This window comes from Streptomyces sp. NPDC003077, assembly GCF_040611095.1.
In the GTDB taxonomy this organism is placed as follows: domain Bacteria; phylum Actinomycetota; class Actinomycetes; order Streptomycetales; family Streptomycetaceae; genus Streptomyces.
The window spans coordinates 1-15,720 of sequence record NZ_JBEXNM010000073.1 but is presented as its reverse complement, the minus strand read 5'-3'; the positions used below and the strand labels follow the sequence as shown (position 1 = coordinate 15,720).

The window sequence follows — 15,720 nt, the reverse complement described above, 5'->3', positions numbered from 1 at the left end:
CGAGCATGTCGTTGCTGGAACACATCCGGGATCCGCGTGATCTCAAGGCGCTCCCCGAGGACGAGCTCGGCCCGCTGGCCGAGGAGATACGGCAGTTCCTGGTGCACGCGGTGGCGCGCACCGGCGGTCACCTGGGTCCCAACCTGGGCGTGGTCGAGCTGACCATGGCCCTGCACCGCGTCTTCGACTCGCCCGCCGACCGCATCCTGTGGGACACCGGCCACCAGGCGTATGTGCACAAGCTCCTGACGGGGCGTCAGGACTTCTCCAAGCTGCGCGGCAAGGGCGGCCTGTCCGGCTACCCCTCCCGCGAGGAGTCCGTCCACGACGTCATCGAGAACAGCCACGCCTCCACCGTCCTGGGCTGGGCCGACGGCCTGGCCAAGGCCAACCAGGTGCTCGGCCGCACCGACCACGTCGTCGCCGTCATCGGCGACGGCGCCCTCACCGGCGGCATGGCCTGGGAAGCGCTCAACAACATCGCCGCCGCCCGGGACCGCCCGCTCATCATCGTCGTCAACGACAACGAGCGGTCCTACGCGCCCACCATCGGCGGCCTGGCCAACCACCTCGCCACCCTGCGCACCACCGACGGCTACGAACGCTTCCTGGCCTGGGGCAAGGACCTGCTCCAGCGCACCCCGGTCGTCGGGCAGCCGCTGTACGAGTCGCTGCACGGCGCCAAGAAGGGGTTCAAGGACGCCTTCGCGCCGCAGGGCATGTTCGAGGACCTCGGCCTGAAGTACGTGGGCCCGATCGACGGCCACGACGTCGCGGCGGTGGAGTCCGCGCTGCGCCGCGCCGCCCGCTTCCACGGCCCCGTCCTCGTCCACTGCCTGACCGAGAAGGGGCGCGGCTACCGGCCCGCCCTGGAGGACGAGGCCGACCGGTTTCATACCGTCGGCGCCATGGACCCGCTGACCTGCGAGCCCGTCGCCCCTCCGGGCCCGCCCTCCTGGACGTCCGTCTTCGGCGACGAAATGGTGCGGATCGGCGCGGAGCGCGAGGACGTGGTGGCCATCACCGCCGCGATGCTGCAACCCGTGGGCCTGGGAAAGTTCGCCGCGCGGTTCCCCGACCGGGTCTGGGACGTGGGCATTGCCGAGCAGCACGCCGCCGTCTCCGCCGCCGGGCTGGCCACCGGCGGACTGCACCCGGTCGTCGCGGTCTACGCCACCTTCCTCAACCGCGCCTTCGACCAGGTCCTCATGGACGTGGCGCTGCACAAGTGCGGGGTCACCTTCGTCCTGGACCGGGCCGGCGTCACCGGCACCGACGGGCCCAGCCACAACGGCATGTGGGACCTGTCGGTGCTGGGCGTCGTCCCCGGCCTGCGCATCGCCGCGCCGCGCGACGCCGACCAGCTCCGGGCCGAGCTGCGCGAGGCGCTGGACGTGGACGACGCGCCCACCGTCCTGCGCTTCCCCAAGGAGTCGGTGGGCGCGCCGATCCCCGCGCTGGAGCGCGTCGGCGGCGTGGACGTGCTGCGGCGCGGTGAGCGTCCGGACGTGCTGCTGATCGCGGTCGGCACCATGGCCGAGGTCTGTCTGGAGGCCGCCGACCTGCTCGCGGCCCGCGGGACCGGGGCCACGGTGATCGACCCGCGCTGGATCAAGCCGGTCGACCCCGCCATCCCCGCGCTGGCCCGCGACCACGCCGTGGTCGCCGTCGTCGAGGACAACAGCCGCAACGGCGGCGTGGGCGCGGCGGTGGGCCAGGCGCTGCGCGACGCCGAGGCCGACGTGCCGCTGCGGACCTTCGGCATACCCGAACAGTTCCTGCCGCACGCCAAGCGCGGCGAGGTCCTGGCCGACATCGGACTGACCCCGGCGGAGATCGCCGGCCGGATCAGCGCCACGTTGGCCCGTAAGGAGAACGACTCGTGACCGGATTCGACCTGAACAAGCTGCTCGCCGAGCGCGGCGCGGAGCGCTACGACCTGCACGCCCGGTACGTGAACCACCAGTTGCCGCGGATGCTGCACACCATCGGCTTCGACAAGGTCTACGAGCGGGCCGAGGGCGCGTACTTCTGGGACGAGAAGGGCCAGGACTACCTCGACATGCTCGCCGGGTTCGGCGTCATGGGGCTGGGCCGCCACCATCCGGTCGTCCGCCAGGCGCTGCACGACGTGCTGGACGCGAACCTCGCCGACCTGACCCGCTTCGACTGCCAGCCGCTGCCCGGCCTCCTCGCCGAGAAGCTGCTGACCTACGCGCCCCACCTCGACCGGGTCTTCTTCGGCAACAGCGGCACGGAAGCGGTCGAGACGGCCCTGAAGTTCGCCCGGTACGCCACCGGCAAACCGCGCGTCCTCTTCTGCGACCACGCCTTCCACGGCCTGACCACCGGCTCGCTGTCGGTCAACGGCGAGAAGGGGTTCCGCGACGGCTTCGCCCCGCTGCTGCCCGACACCCCGGTCCCGATGGGCGACCTGGCCGCGCTGGAACGGGAGCTCGCGCGCGGCGACGTGGCCGCCTTCGTCGTCGAGCCCATCCAGGGCAAGGGCGTCCACCCCACCCCGCCCGGATTCCTGCGCGCCGCACAGGACCTGCTGCGCGGGCACAAGGCGCTGCTGATCGCCGACGAGGTGCAGACCGGCCTCGGCCGCACCGGCGACTTCTTCGCCTACCAGCACGAGGACGGCGTGGAACCGGACCTGGTCTGCGTGGCCAAGGCGCTGTCCGGCGGCTACGTCCCGGTGGGCGCCACCCTCGGCAAGGACTGGATCTTCAAGAAGGTCTACTCCTCCATGGACCGGGTGCTGGTGCACTCCGCCAGCTTCGGCGCCAACGCCCAGGCCATGGCGGCCGGTCTGGCGGTGCTCGCGGTCATGGAGGACGAGCAGATCGTCGCCAACGCCCGGCACTGCGGCGACCTGCTGCGCACCCGGCTCGCCGCGCTCACCGACCGCTACGAGCTGCTGCACGACGTGCGCGGGCGCGGCCTGATGATCGGCATCGAGTTCGGCAAGCCCAGGTCGCTGGGCCTGCGCGGCCGGTGGACGATGCTCCAGGCGGCCCGCAAGGGCCTGTTCGCCCAGATGGTCGTCGTCCCGCTGCTCCAGCGGCACCGCATCCTCACCCAGGTCTCCGGCGACCACCTGGAGGTCATCAAGCTCATCCCGCCGCTGATCATCGGCGAGCGCGAGGTGGACCGGTTCGTCGACGCCTTCACGGCCGTCATGGACGACGCGCACAGCGGCGGCGGGCTGTTGTGGGACTTCGGGCGGACGCTGGTCAAGCAGGCGGTGGCGAACCGCTGACCGGGGCGCCGCGATCCCGGAGGCAGCGCGTGTCGTCGGTGCCTGGGGGCTCTTCGGGGGCGTGCCCGTAGGGGGCGGGCGCGCCCCTCAGTCCGTCAGCAGCCGGTCGCGCAGCCGCTCCAGGGTGAGCGGCGCCAGCTTGAGGCCCTCGGTGAGGTACTTCTGCGTCGATCCCCACATCTGCTCCATGGTGTCGAACGCCGCGGCCAGGTACTCCGCGCGGGCGTCGAAGAGCGGTGCGAGCAGTTCCAGGACCTCCGGGGACATGGGGGCGGCGGAACTGTCCGAACGGCGGACCTTGTAGCGGCGGTGCGGGGCGTTGGACTCCAGGTAGTCGGCCTCGATGGCGTCGCGCTCCACACCCACCGCGAGGAGGGTGATCGCGATCGACAGGCCCGCGCGGTCCTTGCCGGCCGCGCAGTGCATCAGCGCGGGGACGCTGTCCTCGGCGAGGGCGTGCAGCAGCCGGCTGTGGTCGGCGGTACGGGTGCGGACGATCTCGCGGTAGGTCCTGGCCATCCTGCTCGCCGCCCTGCCGTCGCCGAGCTGCGTGCGCAGCAGGCCCAGCTCGCCGTCGCGCACCATGGCCCAGAACTCGGCGCCGTCGGCCGGGTCGGTGAGGGGGAGGTTCACGTTCCGAACGCCGGGCAGGGTGACGTCGGGGCCCTCCAGCCTGATGTCCGCGGCGTTGCGGAAGTCGAAGACGGTGTGCAGCCCGAGGCCGCCGAGGAAGGCCGCGTCCGCCTCGGTGGCGTGCGCGAGGTGGCCGCTGCGGAACAGCCGGCCGTGCCGCACCCGCCGCCCGTCCACCGTCGGGAGCCCGCCCACATCACGGAAGTTGCGCACCTCCGCCAGCTCGACTCCGGTCGACGGGACGTGTGGCGTCTGCTGCGTCACGGGCTCTCCTCCACTCGGCCGCCGACGCTGCTCGCCGACGAGACAGGCGCCTCCCGACGATACGTCATTGGCCCCACACCGAATCGGGACGATGTGGCGCGGATCTACGCAGGATGCGGGGCGCGCGACGACCGCGCGACCGGCTCTGGCCGGGTTGCGGCCGAACCGTACACAACTCGTTCCGAAGGTTATTCCGACTTGGGAAAGAATTGACCGGGTGGGATAAATCACCTCCCGTCAACCCTTGGTTACGGTGGCGTAAGTCACTTCAAGAGGTGAAGGATGTCCCAACGTGGCAGACGATTCGAAGAAGACGAGCAGCGGCGCACGCGGCGCCATCGAGTCGTACGCGGCCGTCGGGGACAGCTTCACCGAAGGGGTCGGGGATCCCGGCCCGGACGGCGTGTTCATCGGCTGGGCGGACCGGCTGGCGGTCCTCCTGTCGGACCGGCGGCGCGAGGGCGACTTCCGCTACGCGAACCTGGCCGTCCGGGGGCGGCTGCTGGACCAGATCGTCGAGGAGCAGGTGCCGCGGGCCAAGGACCTGGCCCCGGACCTGGTGACGTTCTGCGCCGGCGGCAACGACATCCTGCGGCCCGGCTCGGACCCGGACGCGGTCGCGGAGCGGTACGAGGCCGCGGTGGCCGACCTGCGGGCCTCGGTGCCGACGGTGCTGCTGTGCACGGGCTTCGACACCCGCGGCGTGCCGGTGCTCAAGCACCTGCGCGGCAAGATCGCGACGTACACGGCGCATGTGCGGGCGATCGCCGACCGGCACGACTGCCCGGTGCTGGACCTGTGGTCGCTGCGCTCCGTGCAGGACCGGCGGGCCTGGAGTGACGACCGGCTGCACCTGTCGGCCGACGGCCACACCCGGGTCGCGCTGCGTGCCGCCCAGGTGCTGGGGCTGGAGGTGCCCGCGGACCCGGACCAGGCGTGGCCCCCGGTGGCGGAGCGGACCGCGGCGGACGCCCGGCGGGACAACATCCAGTGGGCGCGCGAGCACCTGGTGCCGTGGATCGGGCGGCGGCTGCGCGGCGAGTCTTCCGGCGACCACGTCGAGCCCAAGCGTCCGGATCTGCTGCCGCTCTGAGGCCGGCCGGTCGTGAACGGGCCTCGTCCTGGTGAGGACGGGGCCCGTCGGCCTGTCCGGCCGGAGGCCCGTTTCAGGGTCGGCGGGTTTCCGTCGTCGGCTCAGTGTCCGCCGCGGGAGGCGGCCTTGTAGGGCAGGTCCGCCCACACCACCCGGCCCGCGCTGTCGTCCCCGGCCCGTACGCCCCAGTTCTCACTGAGCGCGCCCACCAGGAACAGGCCCCGGCCGCCCTCCTTGTCCAGACTGCCGGGCTGGACGCGCGGCATCGAGGTGCCGCGTCCCTGGTCGCTGATCTCCACCCGCACATGGGCGCCGACGACGGTCAGTTCGCAGCCGATCCGCTCGCTCCGGCTGTGGCACACCGCGTTGGTGAACAGCTCGGAGACCACCAACTCCACGTCGTCCCGGACGTGTTGTGCCGCACCCCACTCGTTCAGCACCGACAGGACGCGTCTGCGTGCCTCGGGAACGGAGGTGCGTCGCGCGGGCAAGTGGAACGCGTCCTGAAGGCGCTCGGCGACGAAGCCGCCACAGCGCTCTAACGAAGGAGCGTTGTTGGAGGAAGCCACTCCGTAACTATGTGCGATGTTGGTCACTGATGGCAAGGATCAATCTGTAATTTGCAGAAACGCAATCGCAGTCTGTTCGGTTAGGGGAGCGTCATGACAGACTGCGGATCACTTGACACGATGAGGAGGGGATCGGCAGTGGCCGAGGCACGGTCCGGCGGTGCGCCCACCGTCCTGCGGGTGGTCCTTGGCAAGCGGCTGCAAGACCTGCGCGAGAAAGCCGGGTTGACCTACGAACAGGCGGCCGGCGCGCTGGATGTCACGCACGCCACCGTCCGGCGCATGGAGAAGGCCGAGGTCGGCCTCAAGATCCCTTACGTCGAGAAGCTGCTGGCCACCTACGGCGTCGCGGACGAGAAGGAGATAGAGGACTTCCTCCGCCTGGCGCGGGAGGCCAACCGGCCCGGCTGGTGGCACCGCTTCCGGGACGTGCTGCCCGAGTGGTTCAGCGCCTTCGTCAGCCTGGAGGGGGAGGCCAACCTCATCCGGGCGTACCAACCCCACTACGCCCCCGGCCTGTTGCAGACCGAGGACTACGCCCGCGCCGTCCTGCGCGCCGGCATGCCGCACGCCTCCCGCGAGGAGATCGACCGCACCGTCGCGCTCCGGATGGAGCGCCAGTCACTGCTCACCCGGGAGAACGCGCCCATGCTGTGGGTCGTCATGGACGAGACGGTCTTCCGCCGCCCCATCGGGGGCCCGCAGGTGATGCGCGACCAGATCGACCGGCTGGCCGAGGCGACCGCGCTGCCCAACGTCCGGTTGCAGATCATCCCCTTCGCCGCCGGCCCGCACCCCGCGATGTACGGGCCGTTCCACATCTTCCGGTTCCCGATCCCGGAACTGCCCGACATCGCCTACACGGAGAGCCTGGTCGGGGGCGCGTACTTCGACCAGCGCGACGACGTCTCGCAGTTCCTGGAGGCCCTGGACCGGTTGTGCGCGCAGGCCGCGCCGGCACAGACCACCGAGGACCTTCTGGGTGGCTTTCGCAAGGAGATCTGAACCATGGATCGCGTACGCATCTACAACGGCATGCCCGCCAAGGAGCTGGGCAGCGAAGGCTGGCACAAGCCTTGGAGCGGTGGGAACGGCGGAGAGTGCGTGGAGGCGATGCGCCTCGGGGACGGACGGGTGGCGCTGCGCCAGTCCACCGACCCCGACGGCCCGGCGCTGATCTACACCCAGCGCGAGATCAAGAGTTTCATCGAGGGCGCCAAGGCGGGCGAGGCCGACTTCCTGCTCACCGCGGCGCCCTGCGGGCACACCGAACGGAGGACCGCGTGAACGACCGGGACAACGCAGCAGGCTCGCGGGAGGCTACCGGGGGACGGGAGTCTCTCGGGACGCCGGGCACCCCGGGGCCGGGGGGATTCACCGCCGAGCAGATCGACACCAGCAGGCCGCACCCCGCCCGGATGTACGACTACTACCTCGACGGCCGGGACAACTACGAGGTGGACCGGGAGGCCGCCGAACGCGTCATCCAGGTGCACCCGGAGGCCCGGGTGAGCGCCCGGGCCAACCGCGCCTTCCTGCACCGGGCGGTCCGCGACGTCGTCCGCGGCGGCATCCGGCAGATCATCGACATCGGCACCGGCATACCGACCTCGCCCAACACCCACGAGGTGGCCCGCCAGGCCGCTCCCGGCACCCGGGTCGTCTACGTCGACAACGACCCGATCGTCGCCACCCACGCGGGCGCGCGGTTGACCAATACCGATCACACCGGTTTCGTTCTGGGCGATGTGCGCGAGCCCAAGGCCATTCTCGAACACCCCACGGTCCGTGAACTGATCAACTTCGATCAGCCGGTGGCCCTGCTGCTCGTCGCCGTCCTCCACTTCGTCCGCGACGACGAGGACCCGGCGGGGATCGTCGCCACCCTCGCCGAGGCGCTGCCCGTCGGCAGCCGCCTCGTCCTCTCCCACGCGACCGGGGAGCCCTACGAGGCGTACGAGGCGGGCCGGACGGACGAGGAGGCCCGGGACAGCGTCGTGGACGTCTACAAGAAGTCCACCGCCACCCTCAACCTCCGCACCAAGGCCGAGATCGAGCCGCTGTTCGGCCCCTTCACGCTGCTGGACCCGGGTGTCGTCCGGGTGCCGCTGTGGCGTCCGGACGGTCCGGTGGGCACGCCCGAGGAGATCAACAACATCGTTTTCTACGGTGGTGTCGGCACAAAAGGCTGAGCGCTTCCGAAACAACCCTGAAAAAGTTTTACCAAGGGAAAAGAAAAGCGTTCCCGCAGGCATGAGGGCAGGGCGGGGGAAGCCGTTGACACGGCCGTCCGCCGCCCTGAAACCTGAAACCGAGGGGGCGACCCTACGGCTGTCCCCGATTCGCGACGGGGGAATGGGGACGCCATGCGGGAAGCTGCGGGCGCGGCACGGGCCGCGATCGTGATCGGCGGCGGACTCGGCGGCATGCTGGCCGTCGCCGCTCTGCTCGGCCACGTCGACGAGATCACCGTCGTCGAGCGTGACCGCTATCCGGACGAACACGTCTTCCGCAAGGGCGTCCCGCAGGCCCGCCACCTGCACGTGTTTCTCAGCGGCGGGCAGCGGGCGCTGGAGGAACTGCTGCCCGGCGCGGTCGCGGAGCTCGCCGCGGCCGGCGCCCGGCAGCTCTTCATCCCGCGCGACCTGCTCACCTGCACACCCACGGGCTGGCAGCGCCGCTTCGACGAACGGCGGCACCCCTGCATGAGCGTCACCCGCCCCCTCCTGGACGGCGTGGTGCGCGACCGCGCGCTGCGCGCGGCGGCCGACTCGCCGACCCGCGTACAGGTCCTGGAGGCGACCGAGGCGATCGGCCTCACCGGCGACGCGCGGCACGTGACGGGCGTACGGGTGCGCTCCCGCGCGGAGCGCGCCGACGGGCGGGCGGGCGCCGCGCCGGACGACGAGGACGGAGCCGGGGCGTCCGGGAGCGCGGAGGGTCGTGCCGGGGCGTCCGGGAGCGCGCAGGCCCGGGGCGAACGCGTCCTTGAGGCCGCCCTCGTCGTGGACGCCTCCGGGCGCGCCTCCCGCGCCCCGCAGTGGTTCGCCGAGCTCGGCCTGCCGGCGCCCCGCGAAGTGGCGGTGGACGCCGGGATCGCCTACGCGACCCGGATGTACCGGCCCATCGACCCCGCCGCCGCCCCGGACGCGGGCATCAACATCCCCGGCCACCCCGACTGCCCGCGCGCCGCCATCTACGTCCCCGTCGAGGACGGCCAGTGGCTGCTGACCATCGCCGGAGTGCGCGGCCACCACCCGCCCACCGACGAGGACGGCTTCGCCGGCTTCACCGGCACGGTCACCCACCCCTACGTCAGCGAAGCGGTGACCGGCGCCAAACCGATCTCGCCCATCCACGGCTTCCGCGACACCCGCAACCGCCGCCGGCACTTCGAACGGCCCGGCGCCGCCCCCGACGGATACGTCGCGCTCGGTGACGCGCACTGCACCTTCAACCCCATCTACGGGCAGGGGATGTCGGTCGCCGCGCTCGGCGCGCGGGCGCTGCGCCACACGCTCGACGCGGCCGGCGGGCCGGGCCCCGGCCTCTCGGCCCGGGCCCAGGGCGCCATCTCCCGGGCCACCGAACCGGCCTGGGTCCTCGCGGTCGGGGCCGACCGGCCGTACGTGGACGGACGGGACGGGAAGGCGGGGGTCACGGAACGGGTGACCACCTGGTACCTCCGGCGCCTGGCCGCCCGCGCCGCCGTGGACGCCGTGGTCGGCGCCACGTTCCGCGACGTCCTGTGCCTGACCCGGCCGCTCTCCCACTTCGTCAAGCCGCGCGTCGCCCTGCGCACACTCCTGCTCCCGCGCTTGCCGGGGCTGCCGGCACCGCCGATGACCATCGAACCGCTTCCGGGTGGAGCGGCACGCTGACGGGCCCGGTCCCGCACCCTGGTGCGGGACGGGTGGTCTCCTGACGCGACCCCGGCCCCGCGCCTTGGGCCGGGGAGCACCCGCCCCCCGGGCCCGGCTCCCCGCGCGTCGAACACAGGCGACGGACGCGGTGCCGACGCCCCTCCGCCCGGACCGCACGCCTCGGGCCGAGGGGCGTGCGGGGACCTTGTCCGGCCGCCTGGAACCTCCCGCCCGCCCGGCCCGTTCACCTCCCGAACGTCCCAACCGTGGAGGTGCCGTGACCCGTAACCGTCCCGCGAACCCGCCCGTGCCCGGCGCCCCGTCCGGCCCGGCGCCGCGCCCCCGGTCCCTGCCCGGGCCGCGTACCGGTCTCAGACCGGCGAGCTTCGGCGCGGCGCCCGCGGGGGAGCGGCTGGCGCGGATGCGCCGGTCGCCGCAGTTCGCGGACGGGCAGTTCCGCAACCCCGTGCCGACCCGCCCGCTGCCGCGGGGCACCGCCCTGTCCCTGGCCCGCACCCAGCTCAGCCGCGAGGGACGGCTGCGCCGCGCCCCGGTCGGCGCGGTCCCCCTGCACCGGCCGGCCGCGTCCGACTGGGCCCGGCCGCCCGCCTCCGGCCTGCGGCTGACATGGATGGGGCACTCCAGTGTGCTCGCCGAGATCGACGGGCGGCGGGTGCTCTTCGACCCCGTGTGGGGCGAGCGCTGCTCCCCCTTCACCTGGGCCGGGCCGCGGCGCCTGCACCCCGTCCCCGTCGGCCTGGACGCGCTGCCGCCGCTGGACGCCGTGGTCGTCTCCCACGACCACTACGACCACCTGGACATGCCGACCGTGCGGCGACTGGCCCGTACCGACGCCGTGTTCGTGGTGCCGCTGGGCATCGGGGCCGACCTGGAGTTCTGGGGCGTGCCGGCCGCGCGGATCATCGAGCTGGACTGGCACGAGTCCGCCGACGTGGCGAGCCTGACGCTGACGGCCACGCCGGCGCAGCACTTCTGCGGGCGCGGCCTGCGCGGGCCGCAGCACACGCTGTGGGCCTCCTGGGTCGTCGCCGGCCCCGAGCACCGGGTCTACCACAGCGGCGACACCGGCTACTTCCCCGGCTTCGCCGAGATCGGCGCCGCGCACGGCCCGTTCGACGCGACGATGATCCAGATAGGTGCCTACAGCGAGTTCTGGTCGGACATCCACATGACCCCCGAGGAAGGGCTGCGGGCCCACCAGGACCTGGGCGGCGGCACGTTGCTGCCCATCCACTGGGGGACGTTCAACCTCGCCCCGCACCCCTGGGCCGAGCCCGCGGAGCGCACGGTCGCGGCGGCGTACGCCGCGGGCGCGAAGGTGGCCGTGCCGGTGCCGGGCAAGCCGTTCGAACCGGCCGACGAGCAGGTGGTGGAGCCGTGGTGGCGCACCGTCGCCGTGCCCCCGGTGCACGGCTGGCCGAGCTGGCCCCCGGCGCGCGGGACTGCCCCGAGCGCGGCCCCGCGGACCGCGAGCCCCGCCAACTGAACGCCAGTGCGTAAAGAAGCGCAACGCCGTGCGAGGGGTGCCCCCCAAAGGAGGTGGCGTGGGGTAGCGAAACCCCGAAGGGGGTCCGTAACGGGCCCCCGCAACAACTAGCGTGCGTGCTCCGCGAACTGCCGACGGCCGATCCGGAGAGCCACGATGCCTGCTGTATTCCCCCAGGGGACGGAGATGTCCCCGGAGACCCAGGGCTTCCAAGAACCCCAGGACTCCCGGGGGACGGCCCCCACATCCCCCGCCGGACGGCGACGCGAACGGGACGGCGGCCGGCACGGCCGGGCCGCGTTCCCGGAGTCGGCCGCCGATTCGGCCATACGGTCCCGCCTGGTGCGGCTCGCCGCCGTACCGTGCCTGCTGGTCGCCGCGACCTGCTCGGCCGCCACCGCCTACGTCGCCCGGGTCGGTGGCGTCCGGCTGACGGGCCGCGACGGCGCGGTGCTGCTCGTCGCCTTCGTGCTGGTCTGCGGCGTGGTGCTGGTCGCCGCGGTGCTCGCCAACTCCGAGGCGCGCGCCGCCGTGACCCGCTACGCCCGGCTGCGGCAGGTCTGCGCCCGCAGCCAGTCCGACCTGTACGACCTGCTGCACCGCGTACGGCAAGGAGAATGGCTTCAGCAGCGCGACCCCGAGCCGCTGAACCTCTCCTCCGGCGACGCCCTGGACCTGCTCGCCCACGAGGTGACCGCCGCCGGCCGGGCCGCCGAGGCAGCCGTGATCGAGGCGGTGGCCATCGCGCGCAGCAACGCCGACGGCAACGAGCAGAAGGTCGAGGTCTTCGTCAACCTCGCCCGGCGGCTCCAGTCCCTGGTGCACCGCGAGATCCGGCTGCTGGACGAGCTGGAGAACCGGGTCGAGGACCCCGACCTGCTCAAGGGCCTCTTCCACGTCGACCACCTGGCCACCCGCGTGCGCCGGCACGCCGAGAACCTCGCCGTCCTGGGCGGCGCGATCTCCCGCCGCCAGTGGAGCCGCCCCATCAGCATGACCGAGGTCCTGCGCTCCTCCGTCGCCGAGGTCGAGCAGTACCCCAGGATCAAGCTCGTCCCGCCCATCGAGGGCACCCTGCGCGGCCACGCGGTCGCCGACGTGGTGCACCTCCTCGCCGAGCTCGTCGAGAACGCCACGGTCTACTCCTCCCCGCAGACCCACGTCCAGCTCAGCACCCAGGTCGTGACGGCCGGGCTGGCCGTCGAGGTCGAGGACCGGGGGCTCGGCATGACCGCGGACGAGCAGGCCCGGATGAACGCCCTGCTGGACGACCCGGACCACGTCGACGTGGACGAGCTGCTGAGCGACGGCCGGATCGGCCTGTACGTCGTCTCCGCGCTCGCCCGGCGGCACGGCATCGCCGTCCGGCTGCGCAGCAACATCTACGGCGGGGTGCAGGCCGTCCTCGTCCTCCCCGAAGGGCTGCTCGGGCCGATGACCGAGCAGGGCACCGAGGACGAGGAGGCGCTGCTCGAACCGGACGAGGACCCGACGGCGGACGCCGCCGACGTCTTCGCCGCGCTCTCCCTCCCGCCGGACGAGCGCCGCCCCGGCTACTTCGAGCGCCCCAACGCCCACCCCGCCGCGCAGCCCGGGCCCGCGCCCGCCCACAGCGGCGCCAACGGCCACCCCGCCGCCGAGGCGCCGCCCGCCACGCAGGGCCGGGCGCGCCGCCGGTTCGGCCGCGCCGCCCGCGAGCCCGCCGCCCCCGAGCCGGACCTCCCGGCACCGTCCGTGCCGTCCTCCCCGCTGGTCGGCCGGGCCGGGGACAACCCTCCGACGATCGCGCGGCCCGCCGACGCGTACGGACCGGGCGGATACGGCACCGACGACGGAGCGGGCAGCGCTCCCTCGGGTGGCGCGGACACCGGCCACCGCCGGGCGTCCCGGCGCCACGCCGCCGAGCCTCCCGCGGCGGAGCCCGCCGGCACCACCGCGGAGTTCGTCCCGCCGGAAGGCACGGACCCCGCTCCCCGGACGTCCTGGGGGACCTCCGCCGCCCTGCCCCGCGAGCCCGCGGCCCCCGCCGACCCGGGCCCCGTCCAGCTCCCGCCCGCCCCGCTGTCGCCGGCCGACGACGAAGAGGACCGCCCGAGCCTGCCGCGTCGCCGCCGCATGGAGCACATGGTGCCGCAGCTTCGGGAAGGACCGATCCTGCCGGCCACCCGCCGCCCCGAGGACCCCGAGCGCGGCCACGACCCCAACCTCATGGCCACCTTCCGGCGCGGCCTCAGCCTCGCCGACGACAGCTTCGTCAGCATCCCGGCATCCGACCCCTCCGACACCGGCGAGAAGACCGGCCACGACTCCCCGTACCACCCCGGACCCGACACCGATCACGGCAGCGGCTACGACATCCGCGAGGCCCGCCCCCGAGGAGACGACCACAACCATGGTGAGTGATGTGCACGCACAGGCGCACGCGCAGCGGAAGGGCGGGTCCCACACCGACCTGTCCTGGCTGCTGACCGGACTCGTGCAGCGGGTGCCGCACGCCGCCAGCGCACTGCTGCTGTCCTCCGACGGCCTGGTCAAGGCGGCCCACGGGTTCGACCCGGACAGCGCCGACCACATGGCCGCCCTCGCGTCCGGCCTGTACTCCCTGGCGCGCAGCGCGGGATCCCGGTTCGGGGAGGGCGACAACGTCCTCCAGGTGGTCGTCGAGCTGGAGACCACGTTCCTGTTCGTGACCTCCGCCGGCTCCGGCGCCTGCCTGGCCGTCCTGGCCGGGCGCGAGGCGGACGTGGCCGTGCTCGGTTACGAGATGGGGATGCTCGTCAAAAGCGTGCGGCCCTACCTGGCGACGCCCGCCCGGCACCAGGCACCGGCGGGCGGGCGCTGACCGTGGCGGTGCGTCGTCGTCGGCGGCGCGGTCAGGATCCGGCCTGGGTCGACGACGAGGCGGGCCGGCTCATCCGCCCGTACACCGTCAGCAACGGCCGGACCCGCCCGGCGGCCCACTTCGACCTGCTCACCATGGTGATGGCCACCGGCCAACGGCCCGCGGGCTGCCAGGGCCCGGACTACACGCAAGTGCTGGGCCTGTGCGGCGGGCCGGTGTCGGTCGCGGAGATCGCGGCGCACATACGGTTGCCGGCCGTGGTCACCAAGGTGCTGCTCGCCGACCTCGTCGCCTGCGGGGCGCTCACCGCGCGGGCGCCCGTGCCGGCCCCGACCGGCGGCCCCGCGCCCCGTACCGACCGAGCCCTGCTGGAGGCGGTGCTGCATGGACTGCGTGAACGGCTGTGACCCCTCACCCTTCGGCCCCGCCACCCATGGGGCCGAGGACCCGTTCCCGTTCGCGCTCAAGATCCTGGTCGCGGGCGGGTTCGGGGTCGGCAAGACCACGTTCGTCGGCGCGGTGAGCGAGATCGAGCCGCTCAGCACCGAGGAACTGCTCACCGAGATCGGGGTGGGCACGGACGACCTGGCGGGCGTCGAGGACAAGACCACCACCACCGTCGCCATGGACTTCGGCCGGATCACGCTCAGCCGGGACTACGTCCTCTACCTCTTCGGGACGCCCGGGCAGCAGCGCTTCTGGTTCCTGTGGGACGAGCTGTCCGACGGAGCGCTCGGCGCCGTCGTCCTGGCCGACACCCGCCGCCTGGACCAGTGCTTCGCCGCGGTGGACTTCTTCGAGCACCGCGGCATCGAGTTCGTCGTCGCCGTCAACCAGTTCGACGGCTCGTACCACTACGCGGCGGACGAGGTGCGCGCCGCCATAGACCTCCACCCCGGCATCCCCGTCGTGCTCTGCGACGCCCGCCACCGCGGGTCCACGACCAACGTCCTGGTCTCGCTCGTCCAGCACCTGCTCAGCCCCGTCCGCACCGCCACTCAGGAGCTGCCGTGAACTTTCCCGCCCCGCGCGTGCCCTACCTCTCCTACGATCCGACCCGCTACCTGCTGCTCACCCCCGAGGACCACGAGGCCCCGGCGCGCGTCGCCCGGCTGCGCGCCCTCGGGATCGGTGAGGCCCCGCTGCCCGCCTTCGACGCGTTCGCGCGGAAGATGGCCCGGACCACGAGGGCGCCGTACGCCATGGTCAACTTCATCGACGAGCACCAGCAGTACTTCGCCGGGCTCTACACGCCGGACGACGACAAGGCCGTGGAGCTCGGCCCGGCGCCGCCGAGCGGCCACCCGAGCCGCGTGATGGCCCGCGACCACGGCTACTGCCCGCACGTCGTCCACCGGCGCAAGGCGCTCGTCCTGGACGACGTCTGCGACTACCCGCGGTTCGCCGGCAACCCGGTCGTCGACGAGATCGGCATCCGCTCCTACCTCGGCGCGCCGCTGATCGACCGGACGGGCATGGTGCTGGGCACCGTCTGCGTGGTGGACCTCGAACCGCGGCCCTGGGGGCGGGAGGGGCTGCACACCATCAAGGCCAGGGCCGCCGAACTCGTCGAGCAGATCCACGAGATGGAGCGCCGCAACTCCCAGGAGGGCTGACGCGCGGCCGGGGGGGGGGGCGGGCGGCGGCGCGCCCGCCGCCGGCGCGGGGTACCACTGCAGGGCTG

15 protein-coding genes are annotated in these 15,720 nt (G+C 73.1%); 13 read left to right on the top strand and 2 right to left on the bottom strand.

All coding sequences use genetic code 11. The features are described from left to right. The first annotated feature begins 5 nt into the window (after nt 1–5). Together dxs and ABZX96_RS32140 are read left to right on the top strand one after the other, a co-directional pair. The gene (gene dxs / locus ABZX96_RS32145; RefSeq protein WP_355551203.1) at nt 6–1,886 is read left to right on the top strand and encodes a 1-deoxy-D-xylulose-5-phosphate synthase; all 1,881 of its coding nucleotides are present in this window, start codon (nt 6–8) and stop codon (nt 1,884–1,886) included. Beyond that, the gene (locus ABZX96_RS32140) at nt 1,883–3,265 is read left to right on the top strand and encodes an aspartate aminotransferase family protein (RefSeq protein WP_355551201.1); all 1,383 of its coding nucleotides are present in this window, start codon (nt 1,883–1,885) and stop codon (nt 3,263–3,265) included. Before dxs ends, ABZX96_RS32140 begins: the two co-directional genes overlap by 4 nt. An 87-nt stretch (nt 3,266–3,352) precedes the next feature. Here the strand turns inward: ABZX96_RS32140 and ABZX96_RS32135 are convergent, their stop codons facing one another. Next, nucleotides 3,353–4,162, bottom strand: coding sequence for a tyrosine-protein phosphatase (locus ABZX96_RS32135; RefSeq protein WP_355551199.1), 810 nt, complete (start codon nt 4,160–4,162; stop codon nt 3,353–3,355). A gap of 292 nt (nt 4,163–4,454) precedes the next feature. On the opposite strand from ABZX96_RS32135, the gene ABZX96_RS32130 reads away from it, so the two are divergent. After that, complete coding sequence (locus ABZX96_RS32130; protein WP_355551197.1) at nt 4,455–5,255, top strand: SGNH/GDSL hydrolase family protein; 801 nt, start codon at nt 4,455–4,457, stop codon at nt 5,253–5,255. A gap of 101 nt (nt 5,256–5,356) precedes the next feature. On the opposite strand, the gene ABZX96_RS32125 is transcribed toward ABZX96_RS32130, so the two are convergent. Beyond that, on the bottom strand, nt 5,357–5,824 hold the full coding sequence (locus ABZX96_RS32125; RefSeq protein WP_355551195.1) for an ATP-binding protein: 468 nt from the start codon (nt 5,822–5,824) through the stop codon (nt 5,357–5,359). A gap of 138 nt (nt 5,825–5,962) precedes the next feature. On the opposite strand from ABZX96_RS32125, the gene ABZX96_RS32120 reads away from it, so the two are divergent. From ABZX96_RS32120 to ABZX96_RS32075, 10 genes are all read left to right on the top strand, one after another. Continuing rightward, nucleotides 5,963–6,829, top strand: a complete 867-nt coding sequence (locus ABZX96_RS32120) for a helix-turn-helix transcriptional regulator (protein WP_355551193.1) — start codon at nt 5,963–5,965, stop codon at nt 6,827–6,829. Between the two features lie 3 nt (nt 6,830–6,832). Next, nucleotides 6,833–7,111 carry a DUF397 domain-containing protein gene (locus tag ABZX96_RS32115; RefSeq protein ID WP_355551191.1) on the top strand — a complete coding sequence of 93 codons (279 nt, stop codon included), beginning with the start codon at nt 6,833–6,835 and terminating at the stop codon, nt 7,109–7,111. 101 nt (nt 7,112–7,212) lie between these two features. Beyond that, a complete protein-coding gene (locus ABZX96_RS32110) occupies nt 7,213–8,016 on the top strand; it encodes an SAM-dependent methyltransferase (protein ID WP_355551242.1) in 804 nt (267 codons plus the stop codon). 174 nt (nt 8,017–8,190) lie between these two features. Then, nucleotides 8,191–9,705: a hydroxylase gene (locus ABZX96_RS32105; RefSeq protein WP_355551189.1), complete on the top strand. Its 1,515-nt coding sequence runs from the start codon at nt 8,191–8,193 to the stop codon at nt 9,703–9,705. A 331-nt stretch (nt 9,706–10,036) separates the two neighbouring features. Further along, nucleotides 10,037–11,194: an MBL fold metallo-hydrolase gene (locus ABZX96_RS32100; RefSeq protein ID WP_355551240.1), complete on the top strand. Its 1,158-nt coding sequence runs from the start codon at nt 10,037–10,039 to the stop codon at nt 11,192–11,194. Between the two features lie 156 nt (nt 11,195–11,350). After that, nucleotides 11,351–13,597 (top strand): ATP-binding protein, encoded by a 2,247-nt coding sequence (locus ABZX96_RS32095; RefSeq protein ID WP_355551187.1) that lies wholly within the window; start codon nt 11,351–11,353, stop codon nt 13,595–13,597. Beyond that, entirely contained in the window at nt 13,587–14,036 is a 450-nt protein-coding gene (locus tag ABZX96_RS32090; RefSeq protein WP_355551186.1) for a roadblock/LC7 domain-containing protein, read from the top strand. Before ABZX96_RS32095 ends, ABZX96_RS32090 begins: the two co-directional genes overlap by 11 nt. A gap of 2 nt (nt 14,037–14,038) precedes the next feature. Beyond that, a complete protein-coding gene (locus tag ABZX96_RS32085; RefSeq protein WP_355551184.1) occupies nt 14,039–14,443 on the top strand; it encodes a DUF742 domain-containing protein in 405 nt (134 codons plus the stop codon). Further along, nucleotides 14,421–15,050 (top strand): ATP/GTP-binding protein, encoded by a 630-nt coding sequence (locus tag ABZX96_RS32080; protein WP_355551182.1) that lies wholly within the window; start codon nt 14,421–14,423, stop codon nt 15,048–15,050. The genes ABZX96_RS32085 and ABZX96_RS32080 overlap by 23 nt, the downstream gene beginning before the upstream one ends. Next, nucleotides 15,047–15,652 (top strand): GAF domain-containing protein, encoded by a 606-nt coding sequence (locus ABZX96_RS32075; protein ID WP_355551180.1) that lies wholly within the window; start codon nt 15,047–15,049, stop codon nt 15,650–15,652. Before ABZX96_RS32080 ends, ABZX96_RS32075 begins: the two co-directional genes overlap by 4 nt. Nucleotides 15,653–15,720: the final 68 nt, after the last annotated feature.

Bases quoted from the DNA above. Each gene is read 5' to 3' on its own strand.
- dxs (WP_355551203.1), top strand. From the start codon at position 6: ATGTCGTTGCTGGAACACATCCGGGATCCGCGTGATCTCAAGGCGCTC.
- ABZX96_RS32115 (WP_355551191.1), top strand. From the start codon at position 6,833: ATGGATCGCGTACGCATCTACAACGGCATGCCCGCCAAGGAGCTGGGC.
- ABZX96_RS32105 (WP_355551189.1), top strand. From the start codon at position 8,191: ATGCGGGAAGCTGCGGGCGCGGCACGGGCCGCGATCGTGATCGGCGGC.
- ABZX96_RS32095 (WP_355551187.1), top strand. From the start codon at position 11,351: ATGCCTGCTGTATTCCCCCAGGGGACGGAGATGTCCCCGGAGACCCAG.
- ABZX96_RS32090 (WP_355551186.1), top strand. From the start codon at position 13,587: ATGGTGAGTGATGTGCACGCACAGGCGCACGCGCAGCGGAAGGGCGGG.
- ABZX96_RS32080 (WP_355551182.1), top strand. From the start codon at position 14,421: ATGGACTGCGTGAACGGCTGTGACCCCTCACCCTTCGGCCCCGCCACC.